Raw genomic sequence first — 15,821 nt, forward strand, 5'->3', positions numbered from 1 at the left:
CCGGGCGGGAGAAAAAAAAGCAGCCCGAAGGCTGCCTTTTTCGCTGTGGCTCCCGGGACGGGAGCGACAGAATCAGGAAGCGGACTTGACCGTGCCTGCGGTGCGCGCGAAGCGGGCGCGGAACTTTTCCACGCGGCCGGTTTCGACGATGCGGGTCTGGGCGCCCGTGTAGAACGGGTGCGATTCGGACGTCACGTCGCACTTGAAGAGCGGGTAGGTCTTGCCGTCCAGCTCGATCGTTTCGCGGGTTTGCACCGTCGAACGGGTGATGAACTTGCTGCCCGTTTGCAGGTCGGCGAAAACGACTTCGCGGTAGTCGGGGTGAATGCCTTCTTTCATGGTGCTTTCCTAGGGCTCGCGTGAGCCGCTTTCAAGAGTTAGGGTCGCCAGCCGAAGCGCCGCAATGACTGCCAGGCGCACTTTCAGCCACGTATCCGAAAAGTAACCCCGCATTCTAGCATGTGATTTCCGGCCCGCGCCAGCTCGAAAGCGGCGCGGGCGCGGTCTGGCGCCCTATTAAGGGGACGGATTCAAGGCGGGCAGATCTCCGCTCAGAGGTCCGTGCGCAGCTTCCAGATCTCGGGGAACAGCACCACTTCCAGCATCTTGCGCAGGTAGTCCACGCCCGACGTGCCGCCGGTGCCGCGCTTGAAACCGATGACCCGTTCGACCGTCGTGACGTGGCGGAAACGCCACAGGCGGAACGCGTCTTCCAGGTCTGTCAGCTTTTCGCCCAGCTGGTACAGGTCCCAGTAGCGGTCCGTATCCCGATAGACCGTCAGCCAGGCCTGTTCGACGCCGGCCGAGGCCTGGTAGGGCAGGGTCCAGTCGCGCTGCAACAATTCGGCCGGCACGTCCAGCCCGCGACGGGCCAGCAGGCGCAGCGACTCGTCGTACAGCGAGGGCGTCTCGTAAGCCTGGCGCACCTGGGCCAGCAGGTCCTCGCGGTGCGCGTGGGGCTTGAGCATGGCCGCGTTCTTGTTGCCCAGCAGGAACTCGATCTGGCGGTACTGGTAGCTCTGGAAGCCGCTGGAACGCGCCAGGTACGGGCGCAGCGCGGAATACTCGGGCGGCGTCATGGTGGCCAGCACGTCCCAGGCGTGGACCAGCTGCTCCATGATCTTGCTGACGCGGGCCAGCATCTTGAAGGCCGGCTGCAGCTGGTCGGACGCGACACAGCCCACGGCGGCGCGCAGCTCGTGCAGCATCAGCTTCATCCAGAGCTCGCTGGTCTGGTGCTGCACGATGAACAGCATTTCATTGTGTTCGGGCGACAGCGGGTGCTGCGCACCCAGCAGTTCGTCCAGGTGCAGGTAATCGCCGTAGGTCATGTCGCGCGCGAAATCGAGCTGCGCCTTTTCCTGGTGGACGATGTCTTCGGGGCGTTGGGGGGCGCTCATGCGTGGCCTCCCTGGCAGGGCGGCGCGGCGCGCCGGGCGGATGCGGGCAGGCTGCGCCAGTCAGGGGCGCGCCGGCGGGCGCGGCCGGACGCCGCGCGCGGATGGAGTAGGTTTCCCATGGTCTTGCTTCATAGAAAAAGCTGGCGGATCAGCCCAGTTCGCGCAAGACGGCGCGCACCGGGCTGGCATCGGCCTGGACCAGAGCCAACGGCAATGCGATCAACTCGTAATCGCCCTCCGGCACGTCGTCGAGCACCAGGTTCTCCAGTACCCGGATGTCGTGCCGCAGGATGGTGTGATGGCTGTCCAGGGTCTTGCTGGACGCGGGGTCGATGCTGGGCGTATCCAGCCCGATCAGCATGACGCCGCGTTCGGCCAGCCATTCAATGGTTTGGGGAGCGTAGGCGGAGAAGTCGTCGGTCCACCAGTCCTGCGCCGCATGCTTGGCGGTGCGAACCAGCACGCGTGGCGGCAGGCCGCCGACGGCGTGGGCGATGTGCTCGATCTGGATCAGCGGGCCGCAATCGATGGCGTGGATCACCCGGCAGGGGCCCAGGAACGGCTCCAGCGCGACGGCGCCGATGGCCTGCGCGCCGTTGGCATAGTGCAGTGGAGCGTCCGCATGCGCGCCGATATGCGGCGACATGGTGATCTCGCTGACATTGACCGGACAGCCGGGCTCAAGCGACCATTTCCATTTCTGGGTATAGGCCGTGTCGCCCGGAAAGACGGGCGAGGTCGCGGAGACGGGCGGGGAGATATCCCACAGGCGTTTCATGAGGGCGCGCAACGAGGGTGTGCCGGGATTTAGCTCAAGCCTAAAGCATTTGCGGACGCGAGTCTAACGGATTCCGGCGCGCCGCGCAGCCCTGGCCGCGAGCAGGCGTCAGAGCGCGCCGCATTCGGCCATGGACACCACGCTGTTGCCCGCCACGATCAGGTGGTCGAGCAGCCGCACGTCGACCAGCGCCAGCGCCTGCTTCAGGTGCCGGGTGAAGGCCTGGTCGGCGGCGCTGGGCTCGGCCAGGCCCGAGGGGTGGTTGTGCGCGATGATCACGGCGGCGGCATGGTGGCGCAGCGCTTCGCGCACGACTTCGCGCGGATAGACCGAGGCCTGCGACAGGGTGCCGCGCGCGAGTTCACCGCTGGCGATCAGGCGCAGCTGGCTGTCCAGGTAGAGGCCGACGCAATGCTCGATCCGCCGGTGGCCCAGCGTGGTCTTGCAGTACTGCTTGACGCGCCGGGGGTGGTCCAGGGCGGTGTCGCGGGTGAGATCTTCCTCGATGGCCCGCCGCGCCAGCTCCAGGACGGCGGCCAGCATGCGGGCTTTAGCCGCGCCCAGGCCGGGCACGGCCAGCAGTTCCTCCGGTGTGGCCCCCAATAGCCCGCGCAGGCCGGAAAAACGGTCGAGCAGCTGGTTGCCCAGGTTCAGCACATCCAGGCCCGGCAGGCCCGTGCGCAGGGCGATGGCCAGCAGTTCGGCATCGCTCAGGGCGGCAGCCCCGTGACGCAGCAGCCGTTCCCGGGGACGCCCGTGTTCGGGCAGGCGGACAGACAAATTCATAAGAGGCTCTAAAATCAGGGTTTGGTCAATGTTTCTATACGGTGGCAGATCTTGAGCATCGCCTCTAATGAAGTGAACGTTTTTGTCCGTCCGGATTCCTACCTGACGCTGCACTATCGGATCACGCTGGCTTCCGGGCCGGGCAAGGATTCGGTCTTCACCGACACCTTCGACGGTCGTCCGGCGACGCTGCAGATGGGGAGCGGCCAGTGGGCCCCGGGCATGGAGGCGGCGCTGGTCGGTCGCGCCGAAGGCGAGCGCTTCGGCTTCGAGCTGGAGCCGGTCGACGCCTATGGCGACCGCAATCCCGAGCTGATCCAGCGCGTCACCCGCAAGATGCTGGCCGAGCACGCCGGCGCCGACGCGACGTTCGAGCCGGGTGATCTGGTCGAGTTCGCCGCGCCGAACGGCGGGCGCTATTCGGGCGTGCTCAAGGAAATCAACGACGAGTCCGCCCTGTTCGATTTCAACCATCCTCTCGCGGGCGTGCGCCTGCGCGTGGACGTGGCGCTGTTGGGAGTGCTGTGATGAGCGAGCCCGTTACCGCCGCCAGCGCCGAGGTCGTGCTGGCGCAGCCGCGCGGCTTCTGTGCCGGGGTGGATCGCGCCATCGACATCGTCGAGCGCGCGCTGGAACTGCATGGCGCGCCGATCTACGTGCGCCATGAGATCGTCCACAACCGCTATGTGGTGGAAGACCTGCGCGCCAAGGGCGCGGTGTTCATCGACGAGCTCGAGGACGCCCCCGCGGGCGCCATCGTGGTGTTCTCGGCCCACGGCGTGTCACAGGCCGTGCGCGCCGAAGCCGACGCCCGTGGCCTGCAGGTGTTCGACGCCACCTGCCCGCTGGTGACCAAGGTGCATATCGAGGTCTCCCGCATGCGCGCCGCCGGCCGCGAGATCATCATGATCGGCCACAAGGGCCATCCGGAAGTCGAGGGCACGCTGGGACAGGCGCAGGGCGGCATGTACCTGGTCGAGACCGTCGAGGACGTGGCCGGCCTGCAGGTGGCCGATCCCGACAACCTGGCCTATGTCACGCAGACCACGCTGTCGGTGGATGACGCGGCCGCCGTGTCGCAGGCGCTCAAGGCGCGCTTTCCCAATATCGTCGAACCAAAGAAGAGCGACATCTGCTACGCCACGCAGAACCGCCAGGACGCGGTCAAGATCCTGGCGCCGGATTGCGATCTGGTGCTGGTGGTCGGCAGCCCGAACAGCTCGAACTCCAACCGTCTGCGCGAAGTGGCCGAGCGCAAGGGCGTGGCCTCGTATCTGATCGACGGCGCGCACTCGATCCAGCCGGAATGGTTGGCCGGCCGCCAGCGCATCGGCGTCACGGCCGGCGCGTCCGCGCCGGAAATCCTGGTGCAGCAGGTGATCGAACGCGTCAAGGAGTTGGGCGCGGTATCGGTCCGCACCATGCCGGGCCTGGAGGAAAACGTGGCCTTCCCGCTGCCCAAGGGGCTGTCGCGCAAGGCGCGGGTGGAACCGCTCGAATAAGAAGCCGGCGGCGGGGCCCGGGTAGGCCCCGCGCGGCGCGAAATCAAGGAGAAGACATGCAGTTGTACAGCTACTTCCGCAGTTCGGCGGCCTATCGCGTGCGCATCGCGCTCAACCTGAAGGGGCTGTCCTATGAGTACGTGCCGGTGCACCTGCTCAAGGATGGCGGCCAGCAGTTGTCGGCCGACTACCGCAAGCTCAATCCCACGGCGCTGGTGCCCACGCTGATCGACGGCGATGCGGTCATCGGCCAGTCGCTGGCCATCATCGAATACCTGGAAGAAACCCATCCGCAGACGCCGCTGCTGCCGGCCGACGCCATCGGCCGCGCGCGGGTGCGGGACCTGGCGCTGGGCATCGCCTGCGACACGCATCCGCTGAACAATCTGCGCGTGCTGAAGTACCTGAAGCACACCCTGGGCGTGGACGAAGACGCCAAGAACGCCTGGTACCGCCATTGGGTGCACCAGGGGCTGCAGGCCTTCGAGGCGCAATTGACGGCCTCGTCCGCCACCGGCCGCTATTGCCACGGCGACGCGCCCACCATCGCCGATATCTGCCTGGTGCCGCAGGTGGCCAACGCGCGTCGCCTGGAGTGCGATCTGTCCGCCATGCCCACGGTCGTGCGCATCGACGAGGCCTGCCGCGAGCTGCCGGCCTTCGATGCCGCCGCGCCGGGCAAGCAGCCCGACGCGGAGTAAGCGCGCGCGGATCAGCCGATCCGCACCGGCACGAAGATCTTGTCGTCGCCGCGCTGCACCAGCAGCGCGACCGTCTTGCCGGCCTTGGCGAGTTCCGCCTTGACCTGCTCGATGTCGCGCACAGGCACGCCGTTCAGCGACAACAGCACGTCGCCCGGCTGTATGCCGGCCTTGGCGGCAGGGCCGGCGGACTGCTCGATGAGCAGGCCCTCGGCGCCGGACTGGCGCTGCTCCTGCGGACTGAGCGGGCGCAACGCCAGGCCCAGCTGTCCGCGCTGGACTTCCCGGGTGTCGGACGACGCGGTCGCCTTGTCCTTCGGCACGCCGCCCAGCGTGGCGCTCAGTTCCTTGGGCGAGCCATTGCGCCAGACATCCAGCTTGAGCTTGTCGCCGGGCGAGGCCAGCGTGATCATCGACGCCAGGTCGCCGGACGACACGATGGTCTTGCCGTTGATCTGCCGCACGACATCGCCCGGCTGCAGGCCGGCGCGTTCGGCGGCGCTGCCCTTTTCGACGCTGGCGACCAGCGCGCCCGTCGGCGTTTCCAGCTTGAATGAATTGGCCAGGTCCTGATTCACTTCCTGCACCGTCACGCCCAGCCGCGCGTGCTGGACCTTGCCGTGTTCGAGGATCTGGTCCTTGATCTTGTAGGCCACGTCGATCGGGATGGAGAAGGACAGGCCCTGGAAGCCGCCCGTGCGGCTGTAGATCTGCGAATTGATGCCCACCACTTCGCCGCGATCATTGAACAGCGGTCCGCCCGAGTTGCCGGGGTTGACGGCCACGTCGGTCTGGATGAACGGCACCGAGGTGTCGTCCGGCAGCGAGCGGCCCTTGGCGCTGACGATGCCGGCGGTCGCCGTGTTTTCCAGCCCGTAGGGCGAGCCGATGGCCAGCACCCATTCGCCGACCTGCAACTGGTTGACATCGCCGGTCTTCACCACCGGCAGGTTCTTCGCCTCGATCTTGAGCACGGCCACATCGGTCTGCGGGTCGGCGCCCAGCACCTTGGCCTGGTATTCGCGGCGGTCTGTCAGCTTGACCGTGACTTCCTTGGCGTCCTGCACGACGTGGGCATTGGTCAGGATCAGGCCGTCGCTGCTGATGATGAAGCCCGAGCCCTCGCCGCGCATCGGCACCTCGCGCGCCGGCATGCGGCCGCGCGCGCCGGGGATCTGGCCGAAGAACTGGGCGAAGGGGTCGTCGTCGTCCATGGCCGAGACTTTGCGCGTGCCGCTGACGCTGATGTTGACCACGGCGGGGCCATAGTCGCGGGTGATCTGCGCGAAATTCGGCGGGCTGGATGGCGCTATGGGGGCGGACGCGGCGGGCGCCGGCGCGGCGACAGCCGGCGTCATCGCGCCCAGCGTAGCGGCGGCGCCCGCGCCCAGCGTAGCGGCGGCGCCCGCGCCGCCGATCGTGCCCGCGGCCAGCAGCGCCAGCGCCAGGCGAGAGGGTTTCAGTAGCGTGGTCTTCATGTCGGCTCCTGCGTTCATGTTGAAGGACATGGAGCCATGTTCGGGCTTGATGCTTAGGGGAATCTTAAGACTGGCGGGGCAGGGCCGGACGCCGTGGCGCGAGAGGGGTCAGGCGGCGGGAAAATCCACCCGCGCGCGCAAGCCCTGGCCGCCGGGCGTGTCTTCCAGGACGATCGAGGCATGGTGGCCTTCGGCGATCGAGCGGGCGATCGCCAGGCCCAGGCCGCTGCCGTGCTGGCTGTTGCCCTCGGCGCGGTAGAAGCGGTCGAAGACGCGCGCGCGCTCTGCGGGCGCGATGCCGGGGCCCTGGTCGTCGACCGTGAGCGAGGCGCGGCCGTCCGGCGCGGTCAGGCCGAGGTCGATGCGCGAACCGGGCGGCGAATACTTGATCGCGTTGTCTAGCAGGTTGCGGACCAGCAGCACGAGATCGTCGCGATGGCCACGCACCTGAATCGGCGCGGGTGCATGCATGGCGAGCGAGATGGATTTCGCGTTGGCGTCCGGTAGCGTTTCGGACACGGCCTGCCGGACGACGTCGTCCAGGTCGACGCGGTCCGGCGCCGGGCGCTCGGCCGCGCCTTCATGGCGGGCCAGTGACAGCAACTGCTCGATCAGGCGGGTGGCGCGGTCGATGCCGGCCGTCAGGCGTTGCTCGGCCACGCGGCGGGACTCGGGATCGCCCGCGCGTTGCAAGGCTTGCGATTGCAGGCGCAGCGCCGCCAGCGGCGAGCGCAGCTCGTGCGCGGCATCGCCGACGAATTGCTTTTGCAGCGCGAAGGCGCCGCGCATGCGCTCCAGCAGTAGGTTCAGTTCCTGCAGCAGCGGGCGGATCTCGTCCGGCACGCCCTCGGTGCTGACGGGCGACAGGTCTTCGGGTTGGCGCGCGGCCACCTGCGCCCGCGCCCGTTTTACGGGCCGCAGCGACCAGCTGACCACGCACCAGATGACCAGCATCAGCAGTGGCGCGGCCGCGGCGATCGGCGCGATGGTGCGCAGCGCCAGGGAGCGCGCCATGTGGGTGCGCACGCCCATGTCCTGCGCCACCTGGATCACCTGGAATGGCGTGGCCAGCGAATAGACGCGGTAGGTGCTGCCTTCGACCTTGGCGTCGGAGAAGCCCAGCACGATCTGGTCCGGCAGCGGCTGCCGCGAACGGGAGTTGAAGACGCGCAGTCCGTCCGGCGTCCAGATCTGGATGATGAGATCGTCGGCGAAGGGCGTGCCGGCGCCGCGCGCATGCGTCGGTCCGGTGCTGAGCAGGCCGTCGCCGGTGCCCAGCGACAGCGCGGTCCGCTGCAGCAGCGAATCGAAGATGTCGTCGGCCTGTTGCAAGGTGCTGCGGTAGGCGATCGTGCCCTGCACCAGCGCGCCGACCACGATGGCGGCAAGCAGGAAGAACAGCAGCCTGGCCCGCAAGGAATAGCTAAGCGGAATGCTCATGTTTTGGGTATGACATAGCCGACGCCCCTGACGTTCTGGATCAGGTCCTGACCCAGTTTCTTGCGCAGGCCATGAATATATACCTCGACGGCGTTGCTGCTGACGCTGTCCTTCCAGCTGTAGAGCTTTTCCTCGAGCTGGGCGCGCGAATAGATCATGCCCGGGCGGGCGATCAGCGGTTCCAGCACGGCCCATTCGCGCGCGGTCAGCGTGACGGGCGCGCCGTTGACCGTGACTTCGCGCGATTGCGGGTCGATGCTCACGCCTTCGTGCTCATAGACGGGCTCGGCGCGTCCGGCGCTGCGCCGGATCAGCGCGCGCATGCGGGCCAGCAGCTCGTCCACGTCATAGGGTTTGACGATGTAGTCGTCCGCGCCCGCGTCCAGTCCCGCGATGCGGTCGCTGACGGCGTCGCGGGCGGTGGCGATCAGGACCGGCGTGCGGTCCTTGCGGGCGCGCAGTTCGCGCAGCAGCGTCAGGCCGTCGCGTCGGGGCAGGCCGAGGTCCAGCAGGATAAGGTCATAGGGGCCGGTGCGCAGGGCCAGGTCGGCGGCGTTGCCGTCCTTGACCCAGTCGGCCGCGTAGTGTTCGGCGCGCAGGCAGTCGAGCACGCTTTCGCCGATCATGGTGTCGTCTTCGACGAGCAGGATGCGCATGGGCGGTGTGTGGCGGAAAGGAGTCCAGCAGATTGGATGTGGGGGATCGTGTCCGAGTTCCCCGCAGCGCGCTGGCTGCATTGTTGCGGCGTTTGGGAAAGGGAGGGCGGCGCTGTGGTGGCAACCCTTGGGCGGGTGGCGGCGCGGGTGAGCGCGCGCTGGCGGCGGTGCCGGACCCGCAAACGAAAAAAGCAGCCTGGCGGCTGCTTTTTCCTGGAATTCTGGTGCCGGCAATAGGAGTCGAACCTACGACCTTCGCATTACGAATGCGCTGCTCTACCAACTGAGCTATGCCGGCAAGACCATTTGCCCTGATGCCTTGGAATGACTCCCGTGGCGGGCAAAAAAATCTACTTGCTCTTTTGTTCTTCCCAGGATCGGGATTTTTAGGGCCTGATCTGGAAAGACCGAAATCATATCAGAGTTTTTTTGCAATGGGAAACAAGAGACGCGTTTTCTGGCAAAAAAATCGGCGTTTGCATACTTCAAAATTTTCGTTCATAATCTCGTTTCTTAGCAGTTCCCCGATAGCTCAGTCGGTAGAGCGACGGACTGTTAATCCGCAGGTCGCTGGTTCGAGCCCAGCTCGGGGAGCCAAAGAATTTTGGGGCCACTCACGCAAGTGAGTGGCCCTTTTGGCTTTCCGGCACCAGTTTTCTGGTGCCCGTTTTCGATGCCCGGTTTTCATGTCCTGGGCTGCCTGCCGCTGTAGCGAGTGTGGTGCTGTGTGCGAGCGGTCCTTGCATCCACGACGCCAGTGGGGGCGGGGGGGGGGCGCCGGCAGTGGCCCGTCGTTGTGCGTTCCAAAAGGCTGTTTCTGGCTTGCGACGCGTCCCGCGTTTGCCGCATCATGGTCGCGGGCCGGCCCGGTCTTGCCTGTTTCCCATCTGGAGGCGGGCGGAGACTTCCGGTGATTGAGTCCGGGTGTGAGAGCGGTGGATGCCGCGGGTGGAATCGAGGTTCATGGACGAAGAAAAACGCATCGGCGTGACCGTGCTGTCCGGGTTTCTGGGCAGCGGCAAGACGACGCTGCTCAACCGCCTGCTGCAGGAACCGGCCTATTCGGACGCGGTGGTGATCATCAACGAGTATGGCGACGTGGGCGTGGACCACCACCTGGTGCGCCTGGCCCAGGACAACATCATGCTGGTCGAAGGCGGCTGCCTGTGCTGCGCGGTCAGCGGCGCGGTGGTCGATGCGTTGCGGGACTTGTTCATGCTGGCATTGCGCCGGCAGATCAAGCCATTTCGCCGCGTGCTCATCGAGACCAGCGGCCTGGCCGACCCGGCGCCCGTGTTGTTCACGCTGAAGCACGATCGCTTCCTGGCCGAGCGCTATGCCTATCGCGGCGCCATCGTGGTCGTGGATGCGCAGCATGGCGCGGGGCAGTTGGCCGACCAGCCCGAGGCAGCCCGTCAGCTGGCCCTGGCGGACACCGTCGTGTTCAGCAAGGCCGACCTGGCAGAGGATGCCTCGTTGCAGGCCCTGCAACGGCAGGTCGAGACCATCAATCCGGGTGCAAGGCGCTGCGTGCAGCGCCAGGACTCGCCACTGGTCGAGGCGCTGGCGGGCTGGCCGGATGCCGCGACGCGGCGGGCGGAGCTGTCGAACTGGTTGCGGGCGTTTGCGCAGCCGGTGGCGGGCAGGCATGGCATGGTGTCCAGCTTCAGCCTGACACTGGATGCACCCATTGGTCGCGCGGCCTTCCTGGCGGGCATCTCGCTGGTCCAGGAGCGGTATGGGCAAGGCCTGTTGCGCCTGAAGGGCCTGGTCTGTTTCGAAGGCGAGACGCTGCCTTGCGAGGTGCACGGCGTGCATGGCGAGCTGTATCCCTTGCGGACGCTGCCGCAGTGGCCGTCGGACGAACGGGCGTCCCGCCTGGTGTGCATCCTGCGCGGACCGGACGCGGCCGAGGTGCAGGCCTACCTGCGGCGCGCCCTCGGCCAGTTGCCCGCATGAGACGGTCGGTGCGCGAATCGCACCCTTTGCCGTATCGCATGTACGGAAAATGCATGGAAATACGGTATAAACGGAACCGTCTTATGCACGATTCGAGACAATCATGGATCGCTTGAAAGCCATGCAGGTGTTTGTCGAGGTCGCCGACAGAGGGAGCTTGTCGGCGGCGGCCGTGCATTTGGACATGTCCAGGGCCATGGTGTCGCGGTATCTCGCCGAAATGGAGCAGTGGGTTGGCGTGCGGCTGTTGCACCGCACGACCCGCCGGCTCAGCCTGACGCCCGCCGGCGCCGAAACGCTGCCGCGTTGCCGGCAGATGCTGGACATGGTGGGGGATCTGCGCAGCGCCGTGTCCACGCCCGACGATACGCCCAAGGGGTTGTTGCGGATCACGACCAGCATGTCGTTCGGCTCGCGTCATCTGGCGGGCATCGTGGCGGATTACGTCAAGCTGCATCCGGGCACGTCGGTGGATCTGATGCTGGTCGAGCGCGCCGTCAATCTGGTCGAGGAGCGGGTGGATCTGGCAGTGCGCATCACCAATGACCTGGATCCCAATCTCATCGCCCGCAAGCTGGCCGTCTGTCGCTCGGTGGTGTGCGCCTCTCCGGATTATCTTGAGCGGGAAGGGGAGCCGGCCCGGATCGAAGACCTGTCCTTGCGCAACTGCCTGACGCATTCCTACTTCGGCAAGAGCCTCTGGCGCTTCGAGCGCGACGGCGAGCCCGTCGATGTGCCGGTCGATGGGAATATCAGCGCCAACGAGGTATCGGTTCTGTTGCGCGCCGCGCTGGAGGGGGCGGGGATCGCGATGCTGCCGACCTACTACGCAGCCGAATACATTGCGTCCGGCCAGTTGCGGGTCATTCTGCCCCAGGCCAGGCCGCAGGAATTGGGCATCTACGGCGTCTATGTGTCGCGCCGGCAGATGCCGCTGGTGCTGCGGTCCATGCTGGATTTCCTGGTGGAACGACTGGGGCCGGCGCCTTGGGACAAGCCGGCCGGCGCTTGAGGGCCAGGTATATGGCGGTATAATTTGCCCGCCTGAGCGCCTTGTGCGGCGTGGTGGAACACGATTCCGGATCACGATTTGCGGCAGGGCCAATGTTCGCTAGGATATAGTCTTAGAAAACGTCCAAAAATCACGGGTGCGGCCATATGGGTGGCCGTAGCGGCGCGGAACGGAATGCCGTCCGTGCGGAGGGAGCGCATCGGGAGTCCGGTTTTCGGCGCAGGATTTCGCCAGCCGTCCGATGCCTGACGTATCGGGTCCTTGATTATCGATCGCCGCGGCGTATGGCTCCGGATTGCCGGAGTGTCCGCAGGCTGCGTGGGCTTTATATGCCCGCTTTTCCGGAATTTGATTAAGCGTTTGCCGCAGCAGGGCTGCGCACACGCATTGCTCCAGCCCGAGTGTGCGGATATCCGGCATATCCGTCGTCAGCGAGGTGGCCGGGTGCCAAACAGGAACGTCTCTTGAGTATGTCGCAAACCTACGCAGTCATTCGCGGAATCGCCGATCTGGCGGAGCGTTCCGCCGTGGCTGTCGCGGGGGTGTGTGTCTGCATCCGTGTCTGCATCCGCGCCTACGTCCGTCTGATCTCGGTATCGCGAGCGCAAATGAAAAAGGCCCGGCAGATGCCAGGCCTTGATCAATTTGGTTGCGGGGGCAGGATTTGAACCTACGACCTTCGGGTTATGAGCCCGACGAGCTGCCAGACTGCTCCACCCCGCGTCTGAGAAAAGAATATTAGCCTTATTTTCCATCCAACGCAAGTTGGTCCACTTTGAATATGAATGTCGATGAACGATAGCGAGGCAATACGCGTCCTGGAAACCGCACTTCTGTGCGCCGTGCAGCCGATGCAACTGGCCGACATGCGCAAGCTGTTCGGCAACGATGAGGAATTCGACAACACCGCCTTGCGCGGGCTGTTGGAAACCTTGCAGGCCAATTGGGCCGACGGTGGCCTGGAACTGGTGCAGCTGGCCACGGGCTGGCGCTTTCAGAGCCGTCCTGAAATGCAGCGCTACCTGGAGCGGCTGAGTCCCGAGAAGCCGCCGAAGTACTCGCGCGCCGTTATGGAAACGCTGGCGATCGTCGCCTGGCGCCAGCCGGTGACGCGCGGTGATATCGAGGACATACGCGGCGTCACCGTGTCGTCCCAGATCGTCAAGGCGCTCGAGGATCGTGGCTGGATCGAAGTGATCGGCCATCGCGACGCGCCAGGGCGGCCCGCGCTGTTCGGCACGACCCGCCAGTTTCTGGATGACCTGGGACTGCGCGCGCTGGATGAGCTGCCTCCGCTGGAATCGGCGCAGGCTGCCGCGGCCCTGGCCGGGCTGGACCTGGGCGATGCGCAGCCGCTGGGCGAGGCGCCGGCCGAAGGCGAGGCTGCCGCTGCAGCAGAGGGCGATGCGCCGCAGGATGGGGCGGGCGTCCAGGCGGAACTCGACGTCGCGGGCGGTGACGCCGGCGACAGTATTCCGCAAGCGGAATTGTCTGTTCCGTCGTTGCCGGTTTCCGTGGCGGCGGGCGATAGCGTAGAATCCTCGCTTTCGCGCGATGATGGCGACGCTGGTCTTGCGGACCAGCTGGCTGCAGGATCGCCGGCGGACGGTCTGTCCGGCGAGCCCGAACTTCCGGGCGCTGGCCATGCCGCCGCCTCCGCTGACGAGACATCCGGCGCCGGTCCTGAGCCCGATGCGCATGCCGATACCCTCGGCGCTGCGGTCGGCAATGATATTTCCAATACCGACGTGGAGTCCGCCGACGAGATCGCGGCGGATCATGGCGCCGGACATGCGGAATCGGCGAAATCGAATGACCTGAATGACGCGGACGGTGTTGCGCCGCAAGGCGCTGCCGGGCCTGAGTCGGAGGTTGGCCATGGGCCCGCCGCTCGGCCCTTGCTGGATGCCGCATCCGACGGCTCGCCCGATGGCGACGCCGCGGAACAAACCGATGCGGGCCGAGAGCCCGTGCCTCCTGATGATGATGAGCCTGCCGCCGGCAGGCCCTCCCAAGTTTGAAATTCGGAGCTGTCCCAGTGACAACGAATACAGCAATGCAGGACGACAATCCCCGTCCGGATGACGCCATTTCCGGCGCGCAGCCGGAAGCCTCCGCCGCTCGCGAGCCGGCTGCCGAAGGCGATGCCGCCCGTGGCCGCGGCCGCAAGTTGCGCACGCCGTTCCGCCGCCGTCGCGGCGATGCCGCCGCCGAACAGGCGTCGGCCGCGGAAGGTCAGGCCGCTGCTCCGTCCGCCCCGGTCGAGTCGCAGGATTCCCGTGGCGGCGAGCAGGAAGCCGAACAGGCGCTGTCCTATCTGGACACCGCCGACCGCATGGAGCAGCGACTGGGCAAGTACCTGAACAGCGAAGCGGTCATGCCGAAGCTGCACAAGGTGCTGGCGGACGCCGGCATCGGCTCGCGCCGCGAGATGGAAGAGCTGATCGTGGCCGGCCGCGTGTCGGTCAATGGCGAGCCCGCCCACATCGGCCAGCGTGTTGCCCCGAATGACCAGGTGCGCGTGAACGGCAAGCCGATCATGCGCACCAATACCAAGAAGCCGCCGCGCGTGATCCTGTATCACAAGCCGGCCGGCGAGATCGTCAGTCACGATGATCCGGGCGGTCGCGCCAGCGTGTTCGCGCGCCTGCCCAAGCTGCGCACCGGCAAGTGGCTGTCGGTGGGGCGCCTGGACCTGAACACCGAGGGCCTGCTGATCTTCACGACCTCGGGCGACATGGCCAACCGCATCATGCACCCGCGCTACGGCACCGAGCGCGAGTACGCCGTGCGCGTGCTGGGCGAGATGGACGAAGCGCAGCGCCGCTCCCTGGTCGAGGGCATCGAGCTGGAAGATGGCCTGGCCGCGTTCGGCGCGCTGGACTACCTGGGCGGCGACGGCAGCAACCGCTGGTATCGTGTCACGCTGCAGGAAGGGCGCAACCGCGAGGTTCGCCGCATGTTCGAGGCCGTGGGCGTCACCGTCAGCCGGCTGATTCGCACCCGCTTCGGCGACATCGTGCTGCCGCGCACGCTGCGCCGCGGCCGCTGGGACGAACTGGATGCCTCGCTGGTCACGGCGCTGATGGTCCAGCTGGGTTTGTTGCGCGAAGACGACGATTCCAGCGGCGGCAACCGCCGCCGCTCCAAGCAGCCGCAATCGCATGACAGTGCCTTGCCTCCGGGTTTTGGAACCATGGACCGCAACGGCATGAACGGCGCGCGCATCGGCCGTCGCGGCAAGCTGCAAGGCGGCCGCCAGGGCAGCGCCGGCCAGGCCGCCGCTTGTCCCTCCGATCCGTTCGGCACCGGCCTGATGATCGCGGGCGGGTACGCCAACGGTCATCCGTTGGCGGGCGGTGGGAGCGTTGACGGCAACCGCAAGGGCGGCAAGCCCGGCGGTCGCGGCGCCGCGTCGGGCAACAAGGGCGGGGCCAGGGCGGGCGGCAAATCCGGCGGCAAGCCGCGTGGCAATCGCGCGGCTGCATCCGCCGAGCAGGGCGCGCAAGCGGCCTACTCGCCGGCGGAGGGCGGTGCGGCCGCCGGCGCTCCGGGCGCCGGGCGGCGAGCCGGCGGCGCCAAGGCGACCGGCAAGCCGGCGGGTGCGCGCGGCAGTCGTGGCGGCGCCAAGGCGGCCGGGGCCGGTCGCGGCGGCAACAAGGCCGAAGGGTCGCGCGCCGCGGGCAAGGGCGCGGGCGGTCAGGCTGGCAAGAGCGCGGGGCAGGGCGGCAACAAGTCGCGTTCGTCGCGCGGTTCCGCGCCGCGAGGCGATGATTGGCAGCCGCGCGGCGCCAGCGCGCACGAGTCGCGCCTGGGCGTGCTGGGTGGCGGCCGGGGTCGTCAGGGGCGCTGAGTCCTGGCCGGCGCTTGCTTGAGGTCGTTCCACCCTCTTGGCGGAGCGGCTGCTGGCGGGGCTTGCCGGCTGATTCGTCCCGCTTAATCGTAAGCCCGTGAGGTATCAGGTATTTTTCCGGTTTATCTGGTAAAATCAATGGTTTTCATGGCTTTCGCGTCTTTGCGTGCCTTCGCCAGCCCTGCGGGTTGCCCCTATACAGGGGATACCCGCAAGTGATGCCAGCAGAAATGCAAGCATCAGGCAGGCTTGAAGG

The 15,821-nt window shown here is 66.9% G+C and carries 14 protein-coding genes and 3 tRNA genes; 8 read left to right on the forward strand and 9 right to left on the reverse strand.

Features of this window, described 5'->3' with window-relative positions:
* Window positions 1-72: 72 nt before the first annotated feature.
* The 4 genes from C2U31_RS14400 to radC form a co-directional block, all read right to left on the reverse strand.
* Window positions 73-339, reverse strand: a complete 267-nt coding sequence (locus tag C2U31_RS14400; RefSeq protein WP_103273382.1) for a type B 50S ribosomal protein L31 — start codon at window positions 337-339, stop codon at window positions 73-75.
* A 212-nt stretch (window positions 340-551) separates the two neighbouring features.
* Entirely contained in the window at window positions 552-1,400 is an 849-nt protein-coding gene (kynA, locus tag C2U31_RS14405; protein WP_103273383.1) for a tryptophan 2,3-dioxygenase, read from the reverse strand.
* A gap of 148 nt (window positions 1,401-1,548) precedes the next feature.
* Window positions 1,549-2,178, reverse strand: a complete 630-nt coding sequence (gene kynB / locus C2U31_RS14410) for an arylformamidase (RefSeq protein WP_103273384.1) — start codon at window positions 2,176-2,178, stop codon at window positions 1,549-1,551.
* A gap of 108 nt (window positions 2,179-2,286) precedes the next feature.
* On the reverse strand, window positions 2,287-2,964 hold the full coding sequence (gene radC / locus C2U31_RS14415) for a DNA repair protein RadC (RefSeq protein ID WP_103273385.1): 678 nt from the start codon (window positions 2,962-2,964) through the stop codon (window positions 2,287-2,289).
* A gap of 51 nt (window positions 2,965-3,015) precedes the next feature.
* On the opposite strand from radC, the gene C2U31_RS14420 reads away from it, so the two are divergent.
* The 3 genes from C2U31_RS14420 to maiA are packed head-to-tail and all read left to right on the forward strand — an operon-like array spanning window position 3,016 to window position 5,167.
* Complete coding sequence (locus C2U31_RS14420; RefSeq protein WP_103273386.1) at window positions 3,016-3,492, forward strand: peptidylprolyl isomerase; 477 nt, start codon at window positions 3,016-3,018, stop codon at window positions 3,490-3,492.
* Complete coding sequence (gene ispH / locus C2U31_RS14425) at window positions 3,492-4,466, forward strand: 4-hydroxy-3-methylbut-2-enyl diphosphate reductase (RefSeq protein ID WP_103273387.1); 975 nt, start codon at window positions 3,492-3,494, stop codon at window positions 4,464-4,466. The genes C2U31_RS14420 and ispH overlap by 1 nt, the downstream gene beginning before the upstream one ends.
* Before the next feature lie 56 nt (window positions 4,467-4,522).
* Window positions 4,523-5,167: a maleylacetoacetate isomerase gene (maiA, locus tag C2U31_RS14430; protein WP_103273388.1), complete on the forward strand. Its 645-nt coding sequence runs from the start codon at window positions 4,523-4,525 to the stop codon at window positions 5,165-5,167.
* A gap of 11 nt (window positions 5,168-5,178) precedes the next feature.
* Here the strand turns inward: maiA and C2U31_RS14435 are convergent, their stop codons facing one another.
* From C2U31_RS14435 to C2U31_RS14450, 4 genes are all read right to left on the reverse strand, one after another.
* The gene (locus tag C2U31_RS14435) at window positions 5,179-6,645 is read right to left on the reverse strand and encodes a DegQ family serine endoprotease (RefSeq protein ID WP_103273389.1); all 1,467 of its coding nucleotides are present in this window, start codon (window positions 6,643-6,645) and stop codon (window positions 5,179-5,181) included.
* Between the two features lie 108 nt (window positions 6,646-6,753).
* Window positions 6,754-8,085, reverse strand: coding sequence for an ATP-binding protein (locus tag C2U31_RS14440; protein WP_103273390.1), 1,332 nt, complete (start codon window positions 8,083-8,085; stop codon window positions 6,754-6,756).
* Window positions 8,082-8,741: a response regulator gene (locus C2U31_RS14445; protein WP_103273391.1), complete on the reverse strand. Its 660-nt coding sequence runs from the start codon at window positions 8,739-8,741 to the stop codon at window positions 8,082-8,084. The genes C2U31_RS14440 and C2U31_RS14445 overlap by 4 nt, the downstream gene beginning before the upstream one ends.
* Before the next feature lie 222 nt (window positions 8,742-8,963).
* Window positions 8,964-9,039, reverse strand: a tRNA-Thr gene (locus tag C2U31_RS14450).
* 223 nt (window positions 9,040-9,262) lie between these two features.
* On the opposite strand from C2U31_RS14450, the gene C2U31_RS14455 reads away from it, so the two are divergent.
* The 3 genes from C2U31_RS14455 (at window position 9,263) to C2U31_RS14465 (ending at window position 11,712) form a co-directional block, all read left to right on the forward strand.
* Window positions 9,263-9,338, forward strand: a tRNA-Asn gene (locus C2U31_RS14455).
* 366 nt (window positions 9,339-9,704) lie between these two features.
* Window positions 9,705-10,700, forward strand: a complete 996-nt coding sequence (locus C2U31_RS14460; RefSeq protein WP_103273392.1) for a GTP-binding protein — start codon at window positions 9,705-9,707, stop codon at window positions 10,698-10,700.
* Window positions 10,701-10,803: 103 nt separating this feature from the next.
* On the forward strand, window positions 10,804-11,712 hold the full coding sequence (locus C2U31_RS14465; protein ID WP_103273393.1) for a LysR family transcriptional regulator: 909 nt from the start codon (window positions 10,804-10,806) through the stop codon (window positions 11,710-11,712).
* A 646-nt stretch (window positions 11,713-12,358) separates the two neighbouring features.
* Here C2U31_RS14465 and C2U31_RS14470 read toward each other — a convergent pair.
* Window positions 12,359-12,435: transfer RNA gene (locus C2U31_RS14470), tRNA-Met, on the reverse strand.
* A gap of 62 nt (window positions 12,436-12,497) precedes the next feature.
* On the opposite strand from C2U31_RS14470, the gene scpB reads away from it, so the two are divergent.
* Together scpB and rluB are read left to right on the forward strand one after the other, a co-directional pair.
* Window positions 12,498-13,733 (forward strand): SMC-Scp complex subunit ScpB, encoded by a 1,236-nt coding sequence (gene scpB, locus C2U31_RS14475; RefSeq protein ID WP_103273394.1) that lies wholly within the window; start codon window positions 12,498-12,500, stop codon window positions 13,731-13,733.
* A 35-nt stretch (window positions 13,734-13,768) separates the two neighbouring features.
* The gene (rluB, locus tag C2U31_RS14480; RefSeq protein ID WP_199771006.1) at window positions 13,769-15,565 is read left to right on the forward strand and encodes a 23S rRNA pseudouridine(2605) synthase RluB; all 1,797 of its coding nucleotides are present in this window, start codon (window positions 13,769-13,771) and stop codon (window positions 15,563-15,565) included.
* Window positions 15,566-15,821 lie beyond the last annotated feature (256 nt).

The organism is Achromobacter sp. AONIH1 (assembly GCF_002902905.1).
Lineage (GTDB): Bacteria > Pseudomonadota > Gammaproteobacteria > Burkholderiales > Burkholderiaceae_B > Achromobacter.

Excerpts from the sequence above, each read along its gene's own strand:
- C2U31_RS14435 (WP_103273389.1), bottom strand. The coding sequence starts at position 6,645 with ATGAAGACCACGCTACTGAAACCCTCTCGCCTGGCGCTGGCGCTGCTG.
- C2U31_RS14465 (WP_103273393.1), top strand. The coding sequence starts at position 10,804 with ATGGATCGCTTGAAAGCCATGCAGGTGTTTGTCGAGGTCGCCGACAGA.
- kynB (WP_103273384.1), bottom strand. The coding sequence starts at position 2,178 with ATGAAACGCCTGTGGGATATCTCCCCGCCCGTCTCCGCGACCTCGCCC.
- rluB (WP_199771006.1), top strand. The coding sequence starts at position 13,769 with ATGCAGGACGACAATCCCCGTCCGGATGACGCCATTTCCGGCGCGCAG.
- C2U31_RS14445 (WP_103273391.1), bottom strand. The coding sequence starts at position 8,741 with ATGCGCATCCTGCTCGTCGAAGACGACACCATGATCGGCGAAAGCGTG.
- scpB (WP_103273394.1), top strand. The coding sequence starts at position 12,498 with ATGTCGATGAACGATAGCGAGGCAATACGCGTCCTGGAAACCGCACTT.
- maiA (WP_103273388.1), top strand. The coding sequence starts at position 4,523 with ATGCAGTTGTACAGCTACTTCCGCAGTTCGGCGGCCTATCGCGTGCGC.
- ispH (WP_103273387.1), top strand. The coding sequence starts at position 3,492 with ATGAGCGAGCCCGTTACCGCCGCCAGCGCCGAGGTCGTGCTGGCGCAG.
- kynA (WP_103273383.1), bottom strand. The coding sequence starts at position 1,400 with ATGAGCGCCCCCCAACGCCCCGAAGACATCGTCCACCAGGAAAAGGCG.
- radC (WP_103273385.1), bottom strand. The coding sequence starts at position 2,964 with ATGAATTTGTCTGTCCGCCTGCCCGAACACGGGCGTCCCCGGGAACGG.
- C2U31_RS14440 (WP_103273390.1), bottom strand. The coding sequence starts at position 8,085 with ATGAGCATTCCGCTTAGCTATTCCTTGCGGGCCAGGCTGCTGTTCTTC.
- C2U31_RS14400 (WP_103273382.1), bottom strand. The coding sequence starts at position 339 with ATGAAAGAAGGCATTCACCCCGACTACCGCGAAGTCGTTTTCGCCGAC.
- C2U31_RS14460 (WP_103273392.1), top strand. The coding sequence starts at position 9,705 with ATGGACGAAGAAAAACGCATCGGCGTGACCGTGCTGTCCGGGTTTCTG.